22 protein-coding genes are annotated in these 22862 nt (G+C 61.7%); 12 read left to right on the top strand and 10 right to left on the bottom strand.

The window, feature by feature from the left end; translation table 11 throughout:
- Positions 1 to 55 precede the first annotated feature (55 nt).
- Positions 56 to 1096: a porin gene (locus tag ACR0NT_RS14450; RefSeq protein WP_170447050.1), complete on the bottom strand. Its 1041-nt coding sequence runs from the start codon at positions 1094 to 1096 to the stop codon at positions 56 to 58.
- Positions 1097 to 1380: 284 nt separating this feature from the next.
- Here ACR0NT_RS14450 and ACR0NT_RS14445 point away from each other — a divergent pair, with 284 nt between their 5' ends.
- The 4 genes from ACR0NT_RS14445 (at position 1381) to holA (ending at position 5979) form a co-directional block, all read left to right on the top strand.
- Positions 1381 to 1866 (top strand): DUF3576 domain-containing protein, encoded by a 486-nt coding sequence (locus tag ACR0NT_RS14445; RefSeq protein ID WP_170447052.1) that lies wholly within the window; start codon positions 1381 to 1383, stop codon positions 1864 to 1866.
- A gap of 72 nt (positions 1867 to 1938) precedes the next feature.
- Positions 1939 to 4476 carry a leucine--tRNA ligase gene (gene leuS, locus ACR0NT_RS14440; protein ID WP_170673132.1) on the top strand — a complete coding sequence of 846 codons (2538 nt, stop codon included), beginning with the start codon at positions 1939 to 1941 and terminating at the stop codon, positions 4474 to 4476.
- Positions 4463 to 4954, top strand: coding sequence for an LPS assembly lipoprotein LptE (gene lptE / locus ACR0NT_RS14435; protein ID WP_170673130.1), 492 nt, complete (start codon positions 4463 to 4465; stop codon positions 4952 to 4954). The genes leuS and lptE overlap by 14 nt, the downstream gene beginning before the upstream one ends.
- Positions 4951 to 5979 (top strand): DNA polymerase III subunit delta, encoded by a 1029-nt coding sequence (gene holA, locus ACR0NT_RS14430; RefSeq protein WP_170673128.1) that lies wholly within the window; start codon positions 4951 to 4953, stop codon positions 5977 to 5979. Before lptE ends, holA begins: the two co-directional genes overlap by 4 nt.
- Here holA and ACR0NT_RS14425 read toward each other — a convergent pair.
- Complete coding sequence (locus ACR0NT_RS14425) at positions 5971 to 7155, bottom strand: TIGR03862 family flavoprotein (protein WP_170673125.1); 1185 nt, start codon at positions 7153 to 7155, stop codon at positions 5971 to 5973. The genes holA and ACR0NT_RS14425 overlap by 9 nt on opposite strands.
- Positions 7156 to 7203: 48 nt before the next feature.
- Between ACR0NT_RS14425 and ACR0NT_RS14420 the strand changes: the two genes are divergently transcribed.
- Positions 7204 to 7500 (top strand): HNH endonuclease, encoded by a 297-nt coding sequence (locus tag ACR0NT_RS14420; RefSeq protein WP_170673123.1) that lies wholly within the window; start codon positions 7204 to 7206, stop codon positions 7498 to 7500.
- Here the strand turns inward: ACR0NT_RS14420 and ACR0NT_RS14415 are convergent, their stop codons facing one another.
- From ACR0NT_RS14415 to ACR0NT_RS14405, 3 genes are read right to left on the bottom strand one after another with little or no spacing between them, the layout of a single operon-like run.
- The gene (locus tag ACR0NT_RS14415) at positions 7501 to 8238 is read right to left on the bottom strand and encodes a VOC family protein (RefSeq protein ID WP_170673120.1); all 738 of its coding nucleotides are present in this window, start codon (positions 8236 to 8238) and stop codon (positions 7501 to 7503) included. It abuts the gene before it with no gap.
- Complete coding sequence (locus ACR0NT_RS14410) at positions 8235 to 8843, bottom strand: enoyl-CoA hydratase/isomerase family protein (protein WP_170673117.1); 609 nt, start codon at positions 8841 to 8843, stop codon at positions 8235 to 8237. The genes ACR0NT_RS14415 and ACR0NT_RS14410 overlap by 4 nt, the downstream gene beginning before the upstream one ends.
- Positions 8840 to 9583, bottom strand: coding sequence for an SDR family oxidoreductase (locus ACR0NT_RS14405; protein ID WP_170673114.1), 744 nt, complete (start codon positions 9581 to 9583; stop codon positions 8840 to 8842). The genes ACR0NT_RS14410 and ACR0NT_RS14405 overlap by 4 nt, the downstream gene beginning before the upstream one ends.
- Positions 9584 to 9722: 139 nt before the next feature.
- Here ACR0NT_RS14405 and ACR0NT_RS14400 point away from each other — a divergent pair, with 139 nt between their 5' ends.
- Positions 9723 to 11246 (top strand): DUF2125 domain-containing protein, encoded by a 1524-nt coding sequence (locus tag ACR0NT_RS14400; RefSeq protein WP_170673111.1) that lies wholly within the window; start codon positions 9723 to 9725, stop codon positions 11244 to 11246.
- Positions 11247 to 11290: 44 nt separating this feature from the next.
- Here the strand turns inward: ACR0NT_RS14400 and ACR0NT_RS14395 are convergent, their stop codons facing one another.
- Positions 11291 to 11971: an FkbM family methyltransferase gene (locus tag ACR0NT_RS14395; protein ID WP_170673108.1), complete on the bottom strand. Its 681-nt coding sequence runs from the start codon at positions 11969 to 11971 to the stop codon at positions 11291 to 11293.
- 213 nt (positions 11972 to 12184) lie between these two features.
- Between ACR0NT_RS14395 and ACR0NT_RS14390 the strand changes: the two genes are divergently transcribed.
- From ACR0NT_RS14390 to lpxK, 4 genes are read left to right on the top strand one after another with little or no spacing between them, the layout of a single operon-like run.
- Positions 12185 to 13531, top strand: coding sequence for a TldD/PmbA family protein (locus tag ACR0NT_RS14390; RefSeq protein WP_170673105.1), 1347 nt, complete (start codon positions 12185 to 12187; stop codon positions 13529 to 13531).
- Entirely contained in the window at positions 13518 to 14318 is an 801-nt protein-coding gene (locus ACR0NT_RS14385; RefSeq protein WP_170447077.1) for a 3'(2'),5'-bisphosphate nucleotidase CysQ, read from the top strand. Before ACR0NT_RS14390 ends, ACR0NT_RS14385 begins: the two co-directional genes overlap by 14 nt.
- Positions 14315 to 15550, top strand: a complete 1236-nt coding sequence (locus ACR0NT_RS14380) for a glycosyltransferase N-terminal domain-containing protein (RefSeq protein WP_170673102.1) — start codon at positions 14315 to 14317, stop codon at positions 15548 to 15550. Before ACR0NT_RS14385 ends, ACR0NT_RS14380 begins: the two co-directional genes overlap by 4 nt.
- The gene (lpxK, locus tag ACR0NT_RS14375) at positions 15537 to 16535 is read left to right on the top strand and encodes a tetraacyldisaccharide 4'-kinase (protein WP_170673327.1); all 999 of its coding nucleotides are present in this window, start codon (positions 15537 to 15539) and stop codon (positions 16533 to 16535) included. Before ACR0NT_RS14380 ends, lpxK begins: the two co-directional genes overlap by 14 nt.
- Positions 16536 to 16574: 39 nt before the next feature.
- On the opposite strand, the gene ACR0NT_RS14370 is transcribed toward lpxK, so the two are convergent.
- A complete protein-coding gene (locus ACR0NT_RS14370) occupies positions 16575 to 17237 on the bottom strand; it encodes a DsbA family protein (RefSeq protein ID WP_170673099.1) in 663 nt (220 codons plus the stop codon).
- 14 nt (positions 17238 to 17251) lie between these two features.
- A complete protein-coding gene (locus ACR0NT_RS14365; RefSeq protein WP_170673096.1) occupies positions 17252 to 17758 on the bottom strand; it encodes a DciA family protein in 507 nt (168 codons plus the stop codon).
- Between the two features lie 81 nt (positions 17759 to 17839).
- Here ACR0NT_RS14365 and mutY point away from each other — a divergent pair, with 81 nt between their 5' ends.
- On the top strand, positions 17840 to 18895 hold the full coding sequence (gene mutY, locus ACR0NT_RS14360; protein WP_480443272.1) for an A/G-specific adenine glycosylase: 1056 nt from the start codon (positions 17840 to 17842) through the stop codon (positions 18893 to 18895).
- 59 nt (positions 18896 to 18954) lie between these two features.
- Positions 18955 to 20091, top strand: coding sequence for an alkane 1-monooxygenase (locus ACR0NT_RS14355; RefSeq protein WP_170673093.1), 1137 nt, complete (start codon positions 18955 to 18957; stop codon positions 20089 to 20091).
- Between the two features lie 78 nt (positions 20092 to 20169).
- On the opposite strand, the gene ACR0NT_RS14350 is transcribed toward ACR0NT_RS14355, so the two are convergent.
- On the bottom strand, positions 20170 to 21558 hold the full coding sequence (locus ACR0NT_RS14350; protein ID WP_170673090.1) for an adenylate/guanylate cyclase domain-containing protein: 1389 nt from the start codon (positions 21556 to 21558) through the stop codon (positions 20170 to 20172).
- A 144-nt stretch (positions 21559 to 21702) separates the two neighbouring features.
- Positions 21703 to 22803, bottom strand: a complete 1101-nt coding sequence (locus ACR0NT_RS14345) for a site-specific DNA-methyltransferase (RefSeq protein ID WP_170447090.1) — start codon at positions 22801 to 22803, stop codon at positions 21703 to 21705.
- Positions 22804 to 22862: the final 59 nt, after the last annotated feature.

Here is a 22862-nt window from a genome sequence, read left to right as displayed (position 1 = left end):
AAAGAAAAGGGCAGGCCCGAAGACCTGCCCTAAAACCTTGCGGTTTCAGATCAACTTAGAAGTTGAACTGTGCACCGAAGTCAGCCTGGATGCGGCTGTCGCTGCAGATGTCGCAGTCGTTGACACCGATACCACCGCGCAGCGATGCACCGCCGCCCAGGTCGTAGATCGCACCAACAGCAACTTCTTGCGTGTCAGCGTCGGCGTTACCGTCACCGTAGGTGAACAGCAGGGTGGTTGCGGCGCCCAGGTTGTAGGCGGCCGACAGACCCCATGCGGTACCATCGGTGGCGTCGATTTCGGTGTTATCGTCTGCAAGGAACAGAGTACCCGAGAAGTCGCCGAATTCTGCGCCCAGGGTCAGAACTGCCAGGCTCGGATCTTCCAGACCGAAGTCACCCAGGTCGGTTTGACCGTAGGCAACAGCTGCGGTGATGTTGTTGAAGGTGTAGGTCGCGCTCACGTCCCAACGGTCGGCGTCAACGGCCGCACCGTTCAGAGCTGCGGTCTGCTGGTCATACGATGCGCCAAAGGCGAAGTCGCCAACAGCGTACTGGAAGAACACAGCGTTTGCGCCCGGGTTGTCGCCCGAAACATAGCTCAGGAAGCTGTAGTCAACGCCCGAGTACTGACCTGCGAACAGTTCCAGACCAACTTCGTTACCGTAGTAGTTTGCCAGGTTGTCGAACGAACCAGCAACGTTGCCGGCGTCAACACGCAGACCACCGAAGATAACCGAGAAGCGTGCGCCGTTCAGACGGGCGTTGTTTGCTTCGCCAGTTGCGGAGTTTTCGTCTGCCTGCAGACGAACACGAGCCGAGAACTGAACGCCACCGTCGGTTTCTGCGGAGCCGTCGATGTTCAGACGGAAGCGCGAGACCAGGATTGCGTCGTCGGTGTCAACGGTTGCAGTGGCTGCAGTACCGGTACCTGTGGTGATGCCGCCGCCGGTCGTGGTCACGAAGTTGGTGACGGAACCGGTACGGTCTTCCAGGTAGCCAATACCAAAGCGGCCATAACCGCTGAAGTTAATTTCGGCCGCTGCAACACCTGCGGTTGCGATCAGAGCGGTCGATGCGAAGAGAACTTTTTTCATCTTGTTTCCCTCGGTTTCAAAAAGTTTATCTACTCGACATATGCCTCAGCACATGTCTCAGCACGGGAACCGTTTCGCTCTTTTTGCCCCCGACGCGCAAGCTTGGCATAAATGAATGGAGCGCATTGACATAAAATTGGTGCAAGGATGCCACAGTCTGTTTTGCGGGCCGGACCAGCACGGAACCCGCGCTTATGCGACAATAATAGGGTTGTTGCAGAACGGGTCCTTGTCTAGGAGTAACATCTGACAATGTAGACCAAAGTGAACAGGACCAGTCGACAATGCGCCTGCAGACGATTTTCGGTTTGATCATAATGACTGCCGCCGTGTCGGCGTGCGGAGAGAATCGGGGGGCGGCGCCTAATCCGAATGTTGTCGCCACGGGCGGTAACTCTGATGAACAAGAGCTCAACGATCCGGAACGTTCGACAATCTGGGATTTGTTCGACAACAGAAACGCCGAGCAGGTCACAAATGTGAATCGCTATCTGTGGGCGGCCTCGCTGGATGTACTGAATTTCCTGCCTGTGCAGGAGGTCGATCCGTTTACCGGTGTGATCGTAACGGGTTACGGCACGCCTCCGGGTGGCGGGCGCCAATACCGCGCGACCGTACATATCAGCGACCCCGCCTTGGCGGCACGCTCTTTGTCAGTGTCGCTGCAAACCAGCGGCGGCGCACCGGTCAGCGCGGCAACGGCGCGCGCGATCGAAGATGCGATCCTGTCCCGCGCACGGCAGTTGCGCATTGCGGACAACAAGCTCTAGCCACCCGCAGAAAATCACAATATTACCACGCCGGGTTCATGCCCGGCGTTTTCATTCACGAAGGACCGCACGATGTCTCGCTATTCGGCCAACGAAATCGAAGCAAAATGGCAAGAGGCCTGGGACAAGGCCGGAATCTTCACCGCCGACCGCACGGCGGACAAGCCCAAGTATTACGTGCTTGAGATGTTCCCCTACCCCTCGGGCCGAATCCATATGGGGCATGTGCGCAACTATACGATGGGCGACGTGATCGCGCGCCACAAGCTGGCGACCGGGCACAACGTGCTGCATCCGATGGGCTGGGACGCGTTCGGGATGCCTGCGGAAAACGCCGCGATGGCCATTGGCGGCCATCCAAAAGACTGGACCTATGGCAATATCGCCGACATGCGCGGGCAGATGAAGCCCTTGGGCCTGTCCATCGACTGGTCGCGCGAATTCGCCACCTGCGACCCGGAATATTACGGCCAGCAGCAGGCTTTGTTCCTGGATATGCTCGAAGCCGGACTGGTCTACCGCAAGAACGCCGTGGTGAACTGGGACCCGGTCGACATGACCGTTCTGGCCAACGAACAGGTGGAAAACGGCCGCGGATGGCGTTCGGGCGCGCTGGTGGAACGCCGCGAACTGACACAATGGTTCTTCAAGATCTCGGACTATTCCGAAGAACTGCTCGAGGCGCTGGACACGCTGGAGAACTGGCCCGCCAAGGTGCGCCTGATGCAGGAAAACTGGATCGGCAAGTCGCGCGGCCTGCAATTCGGCTTTGAACGCACCGACGGTGGCGACCCGATCACCGTCTATACGACTCGCCCCGATACGCTGCTGGGTGCATCCTTCGTCGGTATCTCGCCGGATCATCCAATTGCCAAGGCGTTGGAGGCCGAGAACCCCGAAGTGGCTGAATTCGTGGCTGAATGCCGCAAGGGCGGCACGACGGAAGAGGCCATCGAAACCGCCGAAAAATTGGGCTATGACACCGGCATCCGCGTCAAACATCCACTAGACCCGAGCTGGGAATTGCCGGTCTGGATCGCCAACTTCATCCTGATGGATTACGGCACCGGCGCGATCTTTGCCTGCCCGGCCCATGATCAGCGCGACCTTGATTTCTGCCGCAAATACGGCCTGCCCGTGGTCGATACGTTCTTTGCGCTGGATAATGACACTCCGGTCGACAAGATCGCCTTTGTGCCGCCGAAAACCGAGAAAGTCCGCTGGGTGGACCATTTCGCGGGCCTGACCGAGGCGACGGGTGACGAGGCGATCAACGCCACCGTCGATTTCGCCGAGAAAGCCGGTTGGGGCGAAGGCGTCACCAAATACCGCCTGCGCGACTGGGGCCTGAGCCGTCAACGCTATTGGGGCTGCCCGATTCCCGTTGTGCATTGCGACGCCTGCGGCGTGGTGCCCGAGAAGAAAGAGAATCTGCCGGTCCGCCTGCCTGATGATGTGACCTTCGACAAACCGGGCAATCCGTTGGACCGCCACCCGACCTGGCGCGACTGCGCCTGCCCGTCCTGCGGTGCGCCCGCCAAGCGCGAAACCGACACGATGGACACATTCGTCGATTCGTCGTGGTATTTCGCCCGCTTCACCGCCCCGCGCGCCGAAACTCCGACCGATCTGGCCGAGGCCGAATACTGGATGAATGTCGACCAGTATATCGGCGGGATCGAGCACGCGATTCTCCACCTGCTTTATTCCCGCTTCTTCGCTCGGGCGATGCAGATCACCGGCCACCTGCCAAAAAAAGCGATCGAGCCGTTCGATGCACTGTTCACCCAAGGTATGGTGACACATGAGATCTACCAGACCCGCGACGCCAATGGCCGCCCGGTTTATCACCTGCCCGAGGATGTGACCGAAGGCAAACTGGCCGACGGTACCGAGGTCGAGATCATCCCCTCGGCCAAGATGTCGAAATCCAAGAAAAACGTGGTCGACCCGGTCAGCATCATCTCGGCCTTTGGTGCAGATACCGCGCGCTGGTTTGTTCTGTCCGATTCGCCGCCGGAAAGGGATGTGGAATGGACCGCAGCCGGAGCCGAGGCCGCGTATAAGCACCTGAACCGCGTCTGGAACCTCTGCGACAAGATTGGCGCCATGGAGCCCGACGCGAAAGGCGAAGGGGATCAAGAGCTGCTGCGCGAGATGCACAAAACCATCCACGACGTGACACTCGGCGTCGAGAGCTTTGGTTTCAACGCAGCGATTGCAAAGCTCTATGCCTTCACGAACACGCTGGCAAAATCCAAGGCTGGTGCAGCGGCTCAAAAGCAGGCGATCAAAACGCTGGCACAGCTGATGTCACCCATGACACCGCACTTGGCCGAGGATATCTGGGCACATCAGGGCGGCGAAGGTCTGGTCGCCACCGCCCCGTGGCCCGTCGCCGACGAGGCAATGCTGGTCGATGACACTGTCACCCTGCCGATCCAGATCAACGGCAAGCGCCGCGCGGAAATCAGCGTGGCCAAGGATTTGGCCAAGGACGAGGTTGAAAAAATCGCGCTCAGCACCGAAGCTGTGCAAAAGGCGCTGGATGGCAATGCGCCGAAGAAAGTAATCGTTGTCCCGGGCCGGATCGTGAATGTCGTTGTTTGATCGCAGAACCCTGTTGTTGATGCCGTTCGCCTTTGCCGCCTGCGGATTTGAACCGGTCTACGCGCCCGGCGGTTCGGGCGCGGCCTTGAATGGCAGGGTCGCCGTGTCGGCTCCGAATTCGGTCGACAGCTATATGCTGGTTCAGAATCTGGAACAGCGTCTGGGGCGCAGCGCAACGTCGGGCGGCGAATACAACCTGGATGTGAGGGTTTCGACCGCATTCCGGTCCGCTGCGATCACCACAACGAACGAGACCAACCGATACACTATCGAAGGCAGCGCGAATTACGCCCTGCGGTCGAATGCGACCGGTCAGGTCATTGCCTCCGGCACGGTCAGCAATTTCGTCGGCTATTCGGCGGCCGGTTCGACCGTATCCACACTGGCCGACGAACGCGACGCCAGAGAACGGCTGATGGTGATTCTTTCAGATCAGATCATAGCCGAGCTGTACGCCGCGCCGGGCCTTGGCACATGAAGCTCAGCCCGCGCGAGGCTGAAGGGTATTTCGCCCGGCCAGATGCCGGCAAGGCCGGGCTGCTGATTTATGGCGCGGATGCAATGCGCGTGGCGCTGAAGCGGCAGCAGGTTCTGGCCGCACTTCTGGGTCCCAGCGCCGAAGAGGAAATGCGCCTGACCCGCATGCCGGGCGCAGATTTGCGCGGTGACCCGGCCCTGTTGCTGGACGCGGTCAAGGCAGTTGGCTTCTTCCCCGGCCCGCGCGCCGTGTTCGTCGAAGACACCACCGATGTCGCCGCCCCCGCGATCCTCGCCGCGTTCGAGGATTGGGCTCCGGGCGATGCTCAGATCATCGTCACTGCCGGGCAGCTGAAACCCAGCTCGAAAATCCGCAAGGCGTTCGAGGCGCATCCGGCGGCCTATGCGGTCGGCATCTACGACGACCCGCCTTCGCGCGCTGAGATCGAGCGGATCCTGACCGAGGCCGGTTTGCAGACCATCCCCCGCGATTCGATGTCGGCCCTTGCAGAGCTGGCCACTGGAATCAGCCCCGGAGATTTTACGCAATCCATTGAAAAACTGTCGCTCTACAAACGTGGCGACAGTTCGGAACTGACCATTGAGGATATCGAGGCCTGCGCCCCCCGCTCGACCGAGGCGGCGCTGGACGATGTTCTGAACGTGGTTGCTGAGGGCCGCGCGGGCGAGATCGGCCCGCTGATCCGGCGTCTGCAATCGCAGGGCACCAACGCGGTCAGCCTGTGCATCGGCGCAACCCGGCACTTCCGCACTTTGTACGCTTGCGCGTCCGACCCGGGTGGCGCGGCGCAGGGCATCGGTAAGCTGCGCCCACCGGTGTATGGCAAACGTCGCGACCGGATATTGCGGCAGGCGCAGGGCTGGGGTGCGCCGAAACTGCAGACGGCGCTGACCGTCCTCACCGATACCGACCTGTCGTTGCGATCGGCGGGGCAAACCGCCCCTGCGATGGCTCTGGTCGAACGCGCCATGATCCGTCTGGCGATGCTGGCCCGGTCACGCTGAACGGTTCACCCACTCTGCCGCAGATTGCCCGGCCCATTTCCCCGTCGCCATGCAGGCGGTCAGCAGATACCCCCCGGTCGGGGCTTCCCAATCCAACATCTCACCGGCGCAGAACACACCAGGCAGCGCGGTCAGCATCAGCCCGTCATCCACTGCGGATTGTCTGACACCGCCAGCCGTTGAAATCGCTTCGTCCATCGAGCGAAGCCCTGCACCAACGATAGGAAGGTGTTTGATTGCTGTTGCCTCATGCGACTTGGGAAGCGCACAACGCTTTATCATCTCGTGGAATAGCGCGATCTTTTGCGGCGGCAGTTTCAATGACTTTTTCATCCATTGCGACAGCGTGGTCTTTGAACTCTTTGCGGCCAACCGCTGCTGCAGAGAAGCCGCGTCCAGATCAGGGACCAGATCAACAAAGAAATCGGCTCCCTCGCGCAGGGCCGGGGTCAGAGAGTACAGCCCGCCGCCCTCAAGCCCGGTCGCCGATATCGTGGCCTCGCCGCGACTGTCCAGTTCTCCGGCCCTCCAGCGCACCGATTTCAACGCCGCACCAAAATGCGGCTGCATATGAGGGCTCCAATTGACGGACAGGGCCGAGTTCGCAGGGGCGAACGGTGCAATCTCCCCACCTTTGTCCTGCAAGATTTGCGCCCACTGGCCATCCGATCCCAGCCGCGCCCAGCTGGCCCCGCCCAGTGCAAGCACGGTGACATCCGGTGTGGTGCTTTTCTGGCCGTCCACGGTTTCGAACAACAGCGCATCGCCGTCCCATCCCAACCAACGCCAGCGGGTTTTAATTTGAACGCCAGCTGATTCCAGCCGCCTCAGCCACGCGCGCAACAAAGGCGAGGCTTTAATCGCCGTGGGAAACACCCGCCCCGTCGAGCCGGTGAACACCTGCTGCCCCAGTTCGCGCGCCCAGTCCTGCACAGCGGCGGCATCGAACCCGGCAAGCATCGGGCGCAGCCAGTCCGAGGCGTCACCATAGGCGTGCATCAGAGTCTCGAGCGGTTCGTCCTTGGTCAGGTTCAGACCCGATTTTCCGGCCATCAGGAACTTGCGCGCAACAGAAGGCTTGGCCTCGGCCACCAGCACGTCATGACCCGCAGCAGCCAGTTCCTCTGCCGCCATCAGGCCTGCGGGTCCGGCCCCGATTACCACTGCCTGCGCCATTGCCGTCCTCTTGCCTTCTGCGCCATCCGGCGCAAATTAGTTCCTGCCATGTCGACCGACGAACCGATCTGCCCGCTTTGTGACCGCCCCATCCCGGATGGGGGCGGCAGCCTGCACCATCTGATCCCAAAACTCAAAGGGGGCAAGGGCGGTCCCACGGTTTTGCTGCACATCATCTGCCACAAAGAGGTGCACGCCGCCCTGTCCGAGGCCGAACTGGCGCGCAGCTTCAATACGGTTGAGGCGCTGCGCACCCATCCTAGGCTGGAGAAATTCCTGAACTGGATCCGCAAACGCCCGCCCGGTTTTCGCTCGAAAGTGCCGGGCAAGCGGCGGGGGCGGTGATCAGCCGGAGCGCACCGGGTCGCCAAAGGCATCGCGGAGGGATGCCGTCAGCCCCTGAACCTCCAACCCGCGATAATCCGGTGCCGGTGCGAATTGCGCGCCCGCAAGATGTTGGAATTCCAACGTGGTATAGGGGCGTTTCCACAGCCATTCGCGGTTTTCGACCGACCAGAGGTCCGGGTTCGGTGGCACCTCGTCTGTGAAGGCATAGAAATGCAGGTCGAACCCGTACTGATCCACTTCCTGCACTGACAAAAGACGCATTCCCTGCGCGCGGCAGAACGCATCCTCGGCCGCGATATCCCCGGTGCGCAAGGTGATCTGACCGATACAGGCCTTGGCGAACGGGTCGGCCGGGTCGGCCGCATTTTCGGGGCGGTTGCCCTGAAAGTCATGTTGCAGCAGCTCGATCACAAAACCTTCGGGGTCTTTCAGATGGCACATATAGCCGATGTCGAGGAACTGTTTCGGGTCCGAGACCTCAACCCCTTTGTGACGCAGATACGCGGCGGCAAGATCGACATCCGGCACGGTGATCCCGATCTTCCAATACCTCTGTCCACCGTCATGGGTGTAACCCCCGCCACCCGGCATCAGCAGCAGATCGGCGTCCTGACCACCATAACCAACACGGCGGTTCGATCCCTGGGCCCGCCCGGACATGCCCAGAACATCCGCGTAAAAGGCGGTCAGCCGGTCCGGGTCGGCGACACGTAGCAGCACAGCAGACAATCTCATTGACACATCCTTGCAATACCGGCGGCAATCCGGGGGTCGGCGGCCAGGCTGTCCGCCACCAGTTCATGCGCCGTCGGCATCAGCCTGTCGGGGTCAACCACGCGGTCGACCAACCCAAAGGTATAGGCCTCATCCGCTGTGATCTTCTGCCCCGCCATCAAAATCATCTTGGTCCGCGCCGGGCCGATCAGGGCAGCCATGCGCACCGGGTCCGATGGTTGCGGCAGAAAGCCCAGCTTCATGACCGGGTAGAAGAACTTGGCCTGCGGCACCGCGATGCGAAGGTCACAGGCCAGCACCATCCCGTTGGCCCCGCCCGCAAGCGTTCCATTCAGGGCGGCGACTGTCAGGCATGGCAGAGCGGCGATAGCGCCCGAAAGCCTTTCCCACACGTCCGAGGTCGCCAACCCGGCGCGCGCCTCGTCCAGATCGGCCCCGGCGCTGAACACCTTGCCTGCACCTGTCAGGATCAGGGCGCGCGCCTCGGTGGCGGCCTCGGCGATCTCGGCCAGTTCGGTCAGCATCGCTTCGGTCAAGGCATTGGCCTTTTGCGGATTGTTGAGCGTGACGGTCCACAACCCGTCATCCTTGGTCAGCTCGATCACGTCAGCCCAACCCTTTGCCGGATATCTTCACGCCGCAGCGAGATTTCTGTGCCCAGGAATTCGTCCGCATCCGCCGAGCACATCCACAGCAGCGCCCGCGCCGGCCAATCAGCGGGGATGTGATCGCTCCAGTCCAGCTGGCTGACCGCGTTGATGCCGCTGGCCTTGATGGCACGCTGCATATCCGTGGCCACGGTGCCCGGTGACAAGCCCATGGCGCGGATGCCGTGAATGGATTCCTCAAGATGCAGGCATTCCGTCAGCATCTTGGCCCCCGCTTTTGAGGCGCAATAATGGCTCCAGGCTTCAATCGGGTTGGTCGCTGCCCCCGAAGAAACGGTGATCACCGTGCCCCCGCCTGCGGCGCGCATGACGGGCAGGGCCGCGCGCATTCCGTAGAAAACACCTTTGAGGTTGATGTCGATGGCCGCGCCCCACGCCGCGACATCGGCACTGGACAGATGGAAGATCGGATCAATGACGCCTGCATTTCCGATCAGAACGTCCAGCCCGCCGAACCGGTCGACGCAATCGGCAACCGCCTGTTCGACTTGTGCGAAATCGCTGACATCGCATTGCAGCGCGATGGCGTTTTCGCCCAGCGCATCGGCCAGCGCCCCGATCTGATCACGATTGCGTGCGACCAAAGCGACATTGGCACCGGCTGCGGCAAATACGCGCCCTGCTTCGGCCCCGATGCCGCGGCTGGCCCCTGTTATCAGTACGGTTTTCCCCTGCATGTGACCTCTGTAGCTCCGTAGTTTTGAGATTGTGTGAATCTGTACCGCGCCAACGGGGAACGGGTCCAGCCCTTGCCCCTTGACGCCCGGCGCCACAGACACGACGATGCCCGCAAAATTGATCAAGAAGGGTTCTCAAATGTCCGTTTTCGTTCGCCGCAGCTGCGGCGCAGTCCTGGCTTATGCCGTTGTCACCCAAGGGGCGCTTGCCGATGTCACCGCACAGCAGGTCTGGGATGACTGGCAGGCCTATCTGACCCAGATGGGGTACGCGGTTTCGGCCGAACAGTCCGTATCGGGCAATGTGACCACCATCTCGGATATGAACGTGGCCATGACGGTGCCGGACAGCGACGGTGCATTCCAGGTCACCGTGCCGCAAATGACCCTGACCGAAAACGGCGACGGTACGGTCAGCATCGGCCTGCCCGAAAACTTCCCCATGACCGTAACGGGTGAAGAAGAGGGCGAGGCGTTTGCCGTCGACATCGAATATTATCACACCGGGCTGGAAATGCTTGTTTCGGGCGATCCGGACGACATGACCTATGACTATTCCGCACCCACCCTGGGCGTGAAACTGGGCGGCCTGACAGTTGACGGGGAATCCGCGCCCGAAGACCTTCTGGATATGGATTTCGAACTGAGCAACCTTGCAGGCAGTTCGCAGATGAAAATCGGCGAAAACCGCAAGGTCGATCAGAAATTCACCGCCGATGGCCTGACCTATGACCTGGTGTTCAATGACCCCGAAGGATCGGATGACGGCAAGATCGTCGGATCGATGGACACACTGACCTTTGAAGGCCTCAGCGTGATCCCGTCTGATTTCGATGGCTCGGACCCGGCAAGCTTTTTCCAGGGCGACACCTCGTTCTCGGGCCTGTTCACCTATGGCTCGGGCAACACCGCCATTGACGGGACCAGCGAAGGTCAGGCGTTCTCGATGGGCAGCGAATCCCAGGGCGGGCGGTTCGGCGCCAGTCTGGACGAACAGCGCCTGGCCTATGACATCGAACAGAACAACGCAAAACTGGCGGTGACCACGGCCGACCTGCCGTTCCCGATTGAAATCGCGATGGCCAAGACCGGTGTGAGCTTCGAGTTCCCACTGAAGCAATCCGAGGAAGAGCAGCCCTTTGGGTTCGCCTTGAACCTGACGGACTTCACCATGTCGGACGTGTTGTGGAGCATTTTCGACCCGGCCGGAGCGCTGCCGCGCGACCCCGCCACCATTGCACTAGACACCACCGGCACGGCCAAGATCCTGACCAACTTCTTCGATCCGGCCTCGATCGAGGCGATGGAGGAATCCGGTGACGCGCCGGGTGAGCTGAACTCGCTGAAGATCAACGAATTGCTGGTATCGCTGGTTGGTGCGAAACTGACCGGTGACGCGGACTTTACCTTCGACAATTCAAATACCGAAGAGTTTGACGGAATGCCTGCACCTTCGGGCGTGGCGAACCTGCAACTGGTGGGGGCCAATGCGCTGATCGACAAACTGATCGGCATGGGCCTGCTTCAGGAAAGCGACGCGATGGGTGCCCGGATGATGATGGGCCTGATGGCGGTTCCGGGGGATGAGCCCGACACGCTGAATTCGAAAATCGAATTCACCGAAGACGGCCAGATTCTGGCCAATGGTCAGCGCATCAAATAAAATCGATCGGGAAGGCGGTTTGACTGCCTTCCCGACAAACAGACCTATCGGCGGCCAATGCGGCGGAACAGAACAGACCCGCCCCTGCTGACACGTTGATCATAGGCAAATCCCAGCGCCGACAAATGATCGAAACAGGCTTTTATCCCGCGAAGGCCGATTTTGCGCGTGTGGACTTCAAGGTAGACTTTCTGAACCCGCGCCAGATTGGCCCCGTCGAACAGGTTTTTCTCGCCACCTTCGATATCGACGATCAGAACGTTGGCATCAAACTCGTCCAGTATTTCCGACAGGTACCGCTCGGGCACACTGACCTCTTTGACATAATCCGGCTTGGGATCCAGGGACGAAGACCAGAAGGGCTCTCGAACGTAGAAGGTAGAGGTGCCCGGGCTCTGGGAATCGCTCAGGGCAACCGCATTCAGCACGTCGACGTTTGAAATCCCGTTTGCTGCATGGGCCCGCGCTATGAACTCGCACAGGCTTGGGTTCGCCTCCACACACATCACGGATCGAACACCCAGCTGTGTGGCAAGAAAAGATGAGATAAAACCAATCCCGGCACCGAGTTCGACCACGCGATCGTCTTGTTCAATAAACTTGGGAAGGCCTTCGACTTCGTCCTTTTCATAGCGCCCCGCCAGAATGGCCCGTTTGACCTGTGGCGTGATGATACTCGGATCATCCGGAAGCTTGACGCCCCGCAGTTCGTGAAAGTCACTCATGAAGTATCCTGCCCGTGTGCCCCGTTAATCAGCTTTAACGTTATCGCCTTGCAGGACCTTTTAGATCAAGGCTGTCGCCACCGCAGCAGGATTGATTGGAAATCGGGAATTATTTTACCTCTGCAGCGTGTGTGCGACAAAGACAAAACAGTCGCAGGTCTTGCGGGTCGGACGGTCCAAGGCTAGGTCCAATGCATAAAGACCGGAGGCCGCATGACCCGAACACCTGAAGAGATCAGCCAATCCCTGCTGGATGCGGCCCGCACAGCCGGGGCGGATGCGGCGGATACCATCGTGATCGACGGCTCTTCGGTCTCGGTCGAGGTACGGGGCGGCGCGCTGGAACATGCCGAACGCTCGGAAGGCACCGATTTGGGCCTGCGGGTGTTCCTGGGCCAGCGGCAGGCCATCGTGTCCAGCTCGGACAGCCGGCCTGAGACCCTGACCGCGATGGCCGAACGCGCCGTGGCTATGGCGCGTGAAGCGCCCGAGGACCCGTTCACCGGTCTGGCCGATGCAGAGCAACTGGCAAGCAGCTGGGACTTGCCCGCGTTGGAACTGTTCGACCCGACCCCGGAACCGGCGGCCGAAAACTTGATGCGCGACGCGCTGGAGGCCGAAGCCGCAGCACTGGCGGTTCAGGGGGTGTCAAAGGTCTCTGACGCGGCGGCGGGTTATGGCACCCATCGCGTGCATCTGGCGGCGACCAACGGGTTTTCCGGCGGCTATGCCCGCAGCAGCCGCTCGACCTCTTGCGTGGCGATCTCGGGCGAAGGCACCGGGATGGAGCGTGACTATGACGGTGACAGCCGCACCTTCCAAAGCGACCTGCGCAACCCTGCCGAGATCGGCCTTACCGCAGGCGAACGCGCCGTGTCCCTGATAGGCGCGCAAAAGCCCGCGACCGGCACCTTTCCGGTCCTGTTTGACGAGCGCATTTCATCCTCGCTGATCGGTCACCTGCTGGCGGCCAGCAACGGCGCCGCCATTGCGCGGGGTGCCTCGTGGCTGAAGGATTCTCTGGGCGAACAGGTGCTGCCCGAGCATCTGTCGCTGATCGAAGACCCGCACCGCCCGCGTATCGCAGGCTCGCGTCCTTTCGATGCTGAAGGGCTGGCGACGCGGCGGCGTGCTATTGTCGAAAACGGCGTTCTGACCGGCTGGACCCTGGACCTGGCCAGCGCACGCAAGCTGGACATGACATCAACCGGCAACGCGGCGCGCGGCGTGTCCGGGCCGCCTTCGCCCAGCAACTGGAACCTGAGTCTGACGCAGGGCACCCAAAGCCGCGAGGACCTGCTGCGAGACATGGGTACAGGGCTGCTGGTGACGTCAATGATCGGGTCCACCATCAACCCCAACACGGGTGACTATTCGCGCGGCGCCTCGGGGTTCTGGGTGGAAAACGGAGAGATCACCCACCCGGTCAATGAATGCACCATCGCGGGCAATCTGCGCGACATGCTGAAACGGATCATCCCGGCAAACGATGCGCGGCCCTACCTGTCGCGGGTGGTGCCTTCGGTGCTGATCGAAGGAATGACACTTGCCGGCAACTGACCTGCCCCTTCTGATTGACGCGGCGTTAGAGGCCGGAAAAATCGCCACCCGATACTCGGGCACCACGGCGCAGCGCTGGGACAAACCCGATGGGGCAGGCCCGGTGACCGAGGCCGATCTGGCCGTCAACGCCATGCTGGAACAGCGCTTGCCCTCGGCCCGGCCCGGCTATGGCTGGCTGAGCGAAGAGACCGAGGATTCCACCGCCCGGCTGACCCGCGACCGCGTGTTCATCATCGATCCGATTGACGGCACCCGCAGCTTTGCCGAAGGCTCCCGTACATGGGCGCATTCGCTTGCCGTCGCCAAAGAGGGCGAAGTCACTGCCGCAGTGATTTACCTGCCGCAACGCGACCTGCTCTTTGCCGCCGCCAAAGGCGAAGGCGCGACGCTGAACGGTGCGGCGATCCGGGTGTCCGGGGCCTCGGACATGGAAACCGCCGAGATTTTGGCCGCCAGACCCAATCTGGACCCGCGCCATTGGTTGCATGGTCAGGTACCCGAATTCCAACGGGTCTACCGTCCCTCACTGGCCTATCGCATGGCCGTTGTTGGCCAGGGGCGGTTTGACGGGATGCTGACGCTCAGACCCAGCTGGGAATGGGATATCGCCGCCGGAGATCTGATCATCCGCGAGGCGGGCGGCACCTGTTCGGACCGTAATGGCCAGCCCTTGCGGTTCAACAACGCCCATCCGCGCCTGAACGGCGTGATCGCGGCGGGTCCGGCGCTGCACGATGCCCTGCGCGCACGGCTTGACCCGGACAGCACCGGTATCCACCCATGAGCAAGCCGCGCTCTCTCAGCCTTGCGGCGTATCGGGTGCTGTCCTGGGGCGTGCCCAACACGGTCGGTCAGCCCAACGTGCCCCGCCCCGAGGGCGAGCTGATCTGGGTGCATATCAGCACCCAGCACCGTCAACGCGTGGTGACCGATTTCTGCCGCCGGCTGCAACAGGCCCGCCCGTCCCTGAACGTGTTGCTGACGGCCCCGCCCGAGGCCGATCTGCGGCGCTGGGATCAGGGAGATTACCCGCTGGTGAACCTGCCCCTGGAACAGACCGGTGCGGCGCGGACGTTTCTGGATCACTGGCGCCCCGATATCGGCCTCTGGGTCGGGGGCGGGCTGATGCCCAACGTGATCACCCGCGCCGAGGAACGCGGCATTCCCCTGATCCTGATCGAGGCGCAGATCGACATCAAGATTGCACGCGGAGCGCGATGGCTACCCGATATCACCCGCTATACGCTGGACTGTTTCCAATCGATCCTGACCAAGACATCCGAGACCGCCCGCACGATCCGTCGCCTTGGCGTTGCATCGAGCAAGGTCCGTGAATCTCCGCCTCTGCATGTCAGCCCGAACCCGAAGCCCTGGCCCGAAGACGAGTTGATCGAAACCACTCATGCCCTGGCGGGTCGACTGGTCTGGCTGGCCGCCTGCGTGCTGGACAAAGAGTTCATCTCGGTCCTCAGCGCCCATCGTCAGGCGCTGCGAATCCTGCCCCGGCTGACGCTGGTGCTGCATGTCGCGGACACGGCCGAGGCCGAGCCCTTGCACCGGCGCCTTGAGTCGATGGACCTGCGTTGTGCCAACTGGGACACCGACGGGCAGGTCGAAGACACCACGCAGGTCATCCTGTCGGCCGAACCCGAGGACCTGGGCCTGTGGCACCGGATTTCACCCGTCACGTTCATGGGCAGTTCGCTGGAACGCGGCGCGGGTGGACACGATCCGCTTGTTGCCGCAGCGCTCGGTTCGTCTATCATCCACGGGCCGTTTGTGCATCGCCATCAGCAGATATACGATCAGCTGGATCGCGCCGACGCCGCGCGCAGGGTCAAAACCGCAACCGAACTGGGCGACGCCGTGGTCGAGATGCTGTCGCCGGATCGCGCTGCGGACATGGCGCTGGCGGGGTGGCAGATCGTATCCGAGGGCGCACCACAGACGGATCAGCTGATCGACATGGTGCAAGACTGTCTGGATCAACGGGGGACAGATGATGCGGGCACCTGATTTCTGGAACACCGCCCCTGATGGGCTGGACCTGCGCGCCAGATTGCTGGCACCGCTGGGGCGTATCTATGCGGCCGCAACCGCGCGCCGGGTGGCCTCGGGCCCCGGTGTCAAACCGGGCGTACCGGTGATCTGCATCGGCAACCTGAACGCGGGTGGAACCGGCAAGACCCCGACCGTGATCTGGGTGATCGAACAGCTGCGCGACGCCTGGCACACAACCCATGTGGTGACGCGCGGCCATGGCGGGTCACTGGAAGGCCCGGTGCGCGTTGATCCTGCCAAGCACAGCGCCGCGCAGGTCGGGGACGAGCCACTGCTGCTGGCCGCCTTTGCCGAGGTCTGGGTGGCCAAGGACCGTGCCGCCGGAGCCCGTGCCGCCGCCGAGGCCGGGGCCACGGTGATTGTACTGGATGACGGGTTTCAGAACCCCTCGGTCGTCAAGGATTTCTCGGTCATCGCGGTGGATGCGGCGCGCGGTTTTGGCAATGGCCTGTGCCTGCCCGCTGGCCCCTTGCGTGAACCCGTCGATGTTGGATTGCAACGCGCCGATCTGGTGCTGTCACTGGGGGATGCGGCGTCTCAGGCGCAGTTCGCAGATCGTTGGAGCGCGGCCCTGAAGGTGCCCCATGTCACCGGTGAGGTCGCACCCTTGCAGACCGGTATGGATTGGACTGACACGCCCGTTCTGGCCTTTGCAGGCATCGGGTACCCTGAAAAATTCTTTCGCACCCTCCGCCAGCAAGGCGCGAAACTGCTGCGGGCCGAGGCGTTGGACGATCATCAGCCGCTGACACCGGCGCTGATGACGCGACTGGAAAACGAAGCCCGGCTATTGGGCGCGCAGATGGTGACAACGGAAAAAGATGCCGTGCGCCTGCCCGCCGCGTTCCGCAGCAAAGTCGTGACGCTACCTGTTCGTCTGAACGTGGATGAGGCCGACAAGGTCCGGCAGATGCTGAAGCAAATTGCCCCGTCGCCGTGAAAGGCGACCGGCCCGGATTGAGCCGGTCGCATAAGCCAGTTAGCTACCCAGCTCTGCTTCGATCAGCGTCTTGAAATCGGCATAGGACATGTTGTCGACCTTCTTGCCGTTCACGATGAAGGATGGGGTTGCCTGAATGCCGTCACGCTCGGCGTTCTCCTGATACCAGGCCACCAGTGTCTGGGCGCGGGTACCGTCCTGCAAGCAGGCCTCAAGCTGATCGTTGTCGATACCGGCCAGACGGCCGATCTTGCGCAGCTCTTCCACGATCTCGGCCGGACCGCCGGCTTTGACCCATTCGGACTGGCCTTCAAAGATCAGGTCGGAAATGCCAAAGAACTTTTCGGGGCCGCCACAGCGCGCCACCATCGAGGCCCACAGGCCGTAGCGGTCGAAATACACCTCGCGGTAGATGAACTTGACCTTGCCGGTGTCGATGAAATCCTTCTTCATCTGCTTGTAGGCGCCCTGATGGAAGGTGGCGCAATGCGGGCAGGTGTAGGAGGCATATTCGATGATCTCGACCGGTGCATCCTCGGCGCCCTGCACCATCTCGACAATGGTCGAGGTGTCCAGATCAGCCTCTTGCGCCTCGGCACTACCGATCAGCGGATAAGACGGAGAGGAATTTGACAGCGACAGCCAATAGCCGCCTGCGGCGATGGCGACCGCCGCGCAGATTCCAGTTGCGATACGGCTCATTTCTCAGCCCTTTCTCAGCGTTTTTGCTTGGATAAAACATTGCGGCCCAGACGTTCAAGGGCCGCGCGCAGATCACCGTCGTGAACGTCGCGTGCGGTCCGGCCTGCCTCGGCCTCGATCTCTGGGTCAATCTTGGGTTTCGCCGGTTTCGGTTTGTGATCGAAACTGGCCTGCCCCTCGGCAAATCCTGTCGGAGCGGTCTGGGTGATGCGCACACGGCTGATGGCGTTATAGCCATAAACCGCGTTCACCTTGCCGCGCAGTTGTTCCTTTTGCATCTCAAGCATCGGGGCCTGCGGGCCGGTGGTCAGAACGGTCAGCGTCGCGCCGATCCCTTCCCTGCCATAGCCCACCTTTACGGGGCGCGCGATCGAAGCCAGGTCCTGGCCCACGATCTCGGCCCAGTGGGTCAGCAGGCGCGATACGGCAAAGCCCCGGCTTTCCCCGGCGCGCCGAATCTGTCCGTTCAGCAATGTCGCGGTGCGTTTGAACCCGCGGGTCGAAGAACGTCTGCGCTGCATCTGGTTTCCAACTCCTGCGCCGCTATTGTAAAGGGCGTGACACCGGGCGCCAGCGAAACCCGACAGGGAGATAGATAAAACTTGCGTGACTCTATTCAACAAGGCCTGAGCGGTGCTCTGCTGGACTGGTACGACCGCCACGCCCGTGAAATGCCCTGGCGTGTCGGGCCTGCGGATCGGGCCGCAGGGGTGGTGCCGGATCCCTATCGCGTCTGGCTGTCCGAGGTGATGCTGCAACAGACAACCGTGGCCGCTGTGCGCGACTATTTCATGCGGTTCACATCGCGCTGGCCGACGGTTCAGGCCCTGGCCGCCGCGCCCGATGATCAGGTCATGGGTGAATGGGCCGGGCTGGGCTACTACGCCCGCGCCCGCAACCTGCTGAAATGCGCGCGGGTTGTCGCTGATGACCATGGCGGTACTTTCCCCGACACTTACGAGGCCCTGCTAAAACTGCCCGGCATCGGCCCCTATACCGCCGCCGCCATATCAGCCATCGCCTTCGACCAACCCGAGACGGTGCTGGACGGTAACGTCGAACGGGTCATGGCCCGCCTTTACGACATTCACGACCCCCTGCCCGGTTCGAAACCCTTGCTCAAGGACAAGGCCGCCGCGCTGACGCCGGACACGCGGCCCGGAGATTATGCGCAGGCGGTGATGGATCTGGGCGCCACGATCTGCACACCGAAATCTCCGGCCTGCGGAATCTGCCCCCTGCGCGACCCCTGTCAGGCCCGCGCAGCCGGAACGCAGCCCGACCTGCCACGCAAGACACCAAAAAAGCCGAAACCCACGCGATACGGCCATGTTTATATCGCCCAAAGCGACAACGGTGCACTTCTGCTGGAGCGCCGCCCCGACAAGGGGCTACTGGGCGGAATGCTGGGCTGGCCGGGCTCGGACTGGTCGGACGCGCCGGATGAATCGCCGCCGTTCGAGGCGGGTTGGCAAATGCTGACCGGAGAGGTGCGACACACGTTCACACATTTCCACCTGATCCTGCGCATCTGGACGGCTCCGCTGCCTGCCGAAAGCGCGCCCGATGGCCTGATTGTACTGGAAAAACATGCCTTCCGCCCGGGCGACCTGCCCACGGTGATGCGCAAGGCGCACGATCTCTGGCGCGACCGATAGTCCGTTGTGCACGCCAATGGACTGTGACTAGTCTATGCGCAATCGTTCGGAGCCCTCCCATGACCGCATCCCAGTCCTTGTCCCGCTGGCAATCGGCACTGCCCTTCTGGATCTCGTTCCTGCTGATCCCGGTGATCTGGACCACGGCGACAGTTGGCAGCTGGTGGGTGCTGCTTGTCCCGATGTCGACATGGTGGGCCTTTGCCATTCTGGACCGTCTGACCGGGCTGGAGCTGAGCAACGCCGACCCTGACACGCCAGACACCGTGCTGCGCTGGTATATCCTGCTGACCAAGGCCTGGGTTCCGGTGCAATTCCTGACCCTCTACGGGCTGATCTGGTACGCCACCCATACCGACCATCTGTCGACACCAGCCACGATCGGATTGTTCTTCGGCATGGGCACCATTTCCGGCACCATCGGGATCAACTACAGCCACGAACTGATGCACCAAAGAGGCCGGTTCGAGCGTTGGCTCGGCGATATCCTTCTGGCGATGGTGCTGTATTCGCATTTCCGCTCGGAACACCTGCTGGTTCATCACCGCTATGTCGGCACCCCGCGCGATCCGGTCACCGCGCGCTATAACGAAGGCTTCCATCGCTTCTACCCGCGCGTCCTGAAACAATGCCTTGTTTCCGCCTTCCGGGCCGAGCGCGAAAAACTGGCCCGCAAGGACCGCCCCTGGACCGACCGCTCCAACCCCTTCTGGCGCTATTGGGCCCTGCAAACGGCGATGCTTGCCCTTGCCTTTGCAATCGGAGGCCTGGCCGGCCTCGCCCTGTTCCTGATCCAGGCGGGCACGGCCATCTGGCAGCTGGAACTGGTCAACTACGTCGAACATTATGGCCTGACCCGCAAACATCTGGGCGAGGGGAAATATGAACACGTCCTGCCGCGCCACTCGTGGAACGCCTCGCAAAAGGCCTCGAACTGGCTGCTGATCAACCTGCAGCGCCACTCGGACCACCATTACAAACCCAACCGGCGATTTCCGCTGCTGCAGCACCATTCCGAGGACGCCGCACCGCAACTGCCCTATGGGTATCCGGTGATGACGGTTGCCGCGATGATCCCGCCGCTCTGGCGCCGGGTCATGAACCCCCGCGTCCGCGCCTGGCGCCGCCAATACTACCCCGAAGTCACCGACTGGGCGCCCTACAACCGCGCAGAGAACCCCTCACCTCAGCCGTGACCGCAGCGCGCGCCAGCGCGCTGCCCGGCCCAACGATCCGCCTTGCATCTTTGATGCAGGGCAGATCGGCGGGAGCACCTACCCTTTCATCACCCACACGTCCATCGGGGCCTCTACCCCCCGGACCGTGTGGTGTTCGTGTTTCTCGAATCCCGTCATCGACTCCGGCGCGTTTGTGCCTTCCTCCAGCAATTGCCCCCGCACCGCATCGCTGATGACGACCCTCGCCTGAAACTCCCGGGTCAGCGCCTCCAGCTTGGCGGCCACGTTCACCGCATCCCCGATCACCGCAAATTCCAGCCGGTTGGCCCCGATATCACCCAAGACAACAGCGCCGTAGTGCACACCGATCCCGACACGGATTTCGGGCTCTCCAGCCCGGCGGCGCTCGATGTTCCACCGGTCGATCACCGCAACCATTGCCCGGGCACAGGCCACCGCATTGCTGGCATCCAAGGGCGTCGGCACCGGCGTTCCAAAGGTCGCCATCAGCCCGTCACCCAGATATTTGTCCAGCGTCCCATGATGCCGAAACACCTCTGCCTCCATCCGGGCATGGAAGCCGCGCAGAACCTCAATCACCTCGTAAGGATCGCGCCCGGCGGCATATTTGGTGAACCCGACGATATCGATGAACAGAACCGCAATGTTCTCTTTGCGCACCTGCTTGAGCGGCTCGTCATTCTGGCTCAGCTCGTCCACCACGTTCGGCGAAAAATACCGCGACAGGTTTGCCCTCTCGCGTTCCAGACCGGCATTCGTCATCAGCAACCGGTTGAGCCGCCGCATCGACACACCCAACGTGACCGCCACCATCATGAACACGACAATCTGCTGAACCCGCAACTGAGGCCGAAAGCTGTTGGGGTCCAACAGCTCGGCCACATCCGGATAGCCTGCCAACGCCTCAGCCACACGCTCGCTGAGACCGGGCATCGGCGTCGCAATCCACCAGGCGATGATCCAACCTACGGTCCACATCGCCGCCGTCCATGATCCCATCGCAATCACGGTGCGCCAGGAATAGGCAAGCGTTCCGGCCGCAAGAATGATGAAGAAATACTGAAAATTATCGAACCGGTATTGCATCGCCAGCGGCCGCACATCGTCGCTGAACGGGTTGGGAACAATCATTCCCAACGTCATGATCAGAAGATCCGCGAAAATCAGCAGCAATTCGGCCCGCGACTGCCCCACACGGCCCGCACGCCGGATCAACCAGCCATTAGCGCAGATCAGCAACAGGATGAAATGGTACCACATCACCTCCCATTGCGGGTTGAGGAAAATCAGCAGAACCGCAGTCAGTCCCATCGCGATCCAGCGGGCACGGACGGCAAGTTCCAACCCTTCGCGTTTGTGACGTTCAAGCGCGGCTTCGGTGTATTTGTTGTCAAGATCGTAGTGATCCGGGCGGGTCACAAAGAACCGGTCAAATCGGGATGGGCTGGCTGTGGTATCCGACATCGCTGGGGCTCCTTCACTGCGCCGAAGGATACAGGAGGCGTGTTTTGACACCAGACACCTGGAAAACAAAAGACCCCGCCGAGGTCGGCGGGGCAAGGCGTAGTGCCTTGTGTCAGGCCACAGGCACCGGCGGTATTTGTGAAATCAGTTCATCTCGGCCCGGATCTGCTGACGCAGAACGTCGATCGGCACCGTCTTGCCGTCGCGTTTGAAACACCAGTAGGTCCAGCCGTTGCAGGACGGCGCGTTTTCCAGATGCGCACCCACCTGATGGATCGAGCCTTTGACGTTTTGCCCGACCAGCGTGCCGTCGGCGCGAACCTTGGCCTTGTGGCGCTGGTTCATCGAATACAGCTCCTCGCCCGGGCGCAGCATCCCGCGTTCAACCAGCTGACCGAAGGGTACGCGCGGCTCGGCGCGTTTGCTGGCGCTGACCTCCAGCGCCTCGCGGTCGAATTTGCGCACCTTCGCGATGCGCTTTTCGGCCACCTTGCGATAGTTTTCCTCGCGCTCGATGCCGATGAATTCGCGGCCCAGCATCTTGGCGACAGCGCCTGTGGTTCCGGTGCCAAAGAACGGATCGAGGATCACATCGCCCGGATTGGTCGAGCCGATCAGGACACGGTGCAACAGCGATTCCGGTTTCTGTGTCGGATGCGCCTTGTCGCCGTTTTCGTCCTTGAGACGCTCATGCCCGGTGCAGATCGGCAGCACCCAGTCGCTGCGCATCTGCACGCCTTCGTTCAGCGCTTTCAAAGCCTCGTAATTGAACGTGTATTTCGCGCCTTCGCGTTTCGACGCCCAGATCATCGTCTCATGCGCGTTGGTGAAGCGTTTGCCGCGGAAATTCGGCATCGGGTTCGACTTGCGCCAGACAACGTCGTTCAAAATCCAGTACCCCGCATCCTGCAGGGCCGAACCCACGCGGAAGATGTTGTGGTACGAGCCGATCACCCAGATCGCGCCATTCGGCTTGAGCAAACGATGCGCCGCCTTCAGCCACTCGCGGGTGAACTGGTCATAGGCGCCAAAGCTGGAAAACTGATCCCAGTGATCGTCGACCGCGTCTACCTGGCTGTTGTCTGGGCGATGCAACTGGCCTTTCAGCTGCAGATTATAGGGCGGATCCGCAAAGATCAGGTCCACCGACGCCTCGGGCAGACTGTTCATCACTTCGATGCAGTCCCCGGATAGAATCGTGTTTAAAGGGAGCGCTTTTGCGCCCTTTTTGGTGGTTGTTGTCATTTTACTGCCTCAAGTATCCACGGCGCTTTTGCGCTCATTTGGTTGAGACAAGGATGAGT

The organism is Ruegeria sp. AB10 (assembly GCF_056542745.1).
This window is presented reverse-complemented; position numbering and strand designations above follow the sequence as displayed.

Excerpts from the sequence above, each read along its gene's own strand:
- ACR0NT_RS14425 (WP_170673125.1), bottom strand. The coding sequence starts at position 7,155 with ATGGCGCAGGCAGTGGTAATCGGGGCCGGACCCGCAGGCCTGATGGCG.
- ACR0NT_RS14405 (WP_170673114.1), bottom strand. The coding sequence starts at position 9,583 with ATGCAGGGGAAAACCGTACTGATAACAGGGGCCAGCCGCGGCATCGGG.
- ACR0NT_RS14355 (WP_170673093.1), top strand. The coding sequence starts at position 18,955 with ATGACCGCATCCCAGTCCTTGTCCCGCTGGCAATCGGCACTGCCCTTC.
- ACR0NT_RS14380 (WP_170673102.1), top strand. The coding sequence starts at position 14,315 with ATGAGCAAGCCGCGCTCTCTCAGCCTTGCGGCGTATCGGGTGCTGTCC.
- ACR0NT_RS14415 (WP_170673120.1), bottom strand. The coding sequence starts at position 8,238 with ATGAGATTGTCTGCTGTGCTGCTACGTGTCGCCGACCCGGACCGGCTG.
- ACR0NT_RS14400 (WP_170673111.1), top strand. The coding sequence starts at position 9,723 with ATGTCCGTTTTCGTTCGCCGCAGCTGCGGCGCAGTCCTGGCTTATGCC.
- ACR0NT_RS14450 (WP_170447050.1), bottom strand. The coding sequence starts at position 1,096 with ATGAAAAAAGTTCTCTTCGCATCGACCGCTCTGATCGCAACCGCAGGT.
- ACR0NT_RS14350 (WP_170673090.1), bottom strand. The coding sequence starts at position 21,558 with ATGTCGGATACCACAGCCAGCCCATCCCGATTTGACCGGTTCTTTGTG.
- ACR0NT_RS14345 (WP_170447090.1), bottom strand. The coding sequence starts at position 22,803 with ATGACAACAACCACCAAAAAGGGCGCAAAAGCGCTCCCTTTAAACACG.
- ACR0NT_RS14445 (WP_170447052.1), top strand. The coding sequence starts at position 1,381 with ATGCGCCTGCAGACGATTTTCGGTTTGATCATAATGACTGCCGCCGTG.
- lpxK (WP_170673327.1), top strand. The coding sequence starts at position 15,537 with ATGCGGGCACCTGATTTCTGGAACACCGCCCCTGATGGGCTGGACCTG.
- lptE (WP_170673130.1), top strand. The coding sequence starts at position 4,463 with ATGTCGTTGTTTGATCGCAGAACCCTGTTGTTGATGCCGTTCGCCTTT.
- ACR0NT_RS14370 (WP_170673099.1), bottom strand. The coding sequence starts at position 17,237 with ATGAGCCGTATCGCAACTGGAATCTGCGCGGCGGTCGCCATCGCCGCA.
- ACR0NT_RS14420 (WP_170673123.1), top strand. The coding sequence starts at position 7,204 with ATGTCGACCGACGAACCGATCTGCCCGCTTTGTGACCGCCCCATCCCG.
- ACR0NT_RS14365 (WP_170673096.1), bottom strand. The coding sequence starts at position 17,758 with ATGCAGCGCAGACGTTCTTCGACCCGCGGGTTCAAACGCACCGCGACA.
- leuS (WP_170673132.1), top strand. The coding sequence starts at position 1,939 with ATGTCTCGCTATTCGGCCAACGAAATCGAAGCAAAATGGCAAGAGGCC.
- ACR0NT_RS14390 (WP_170673105.1), top strand. The coding sequence starts at position 12,185 with ATGACCCGAACACCTGAAGAGATCAGCCAATCCCTGCTGGATGCGGCC.
- ACR0NT_RS14395 (WP_170673108.1), bottom strand. The coding sequence starts at position 11,971 with ATGAGTGACTTTCACGAACTGCGGGGCGTCAAGCTTCCGGATGATCCG.
- holA (WP_170673128.1), top strand. The coding sequence starts at position 4,951 with ATGAAGCTCAGCCCGCGCGAGGCTGAAGGGTATTTCGCCCGGCCAGAT.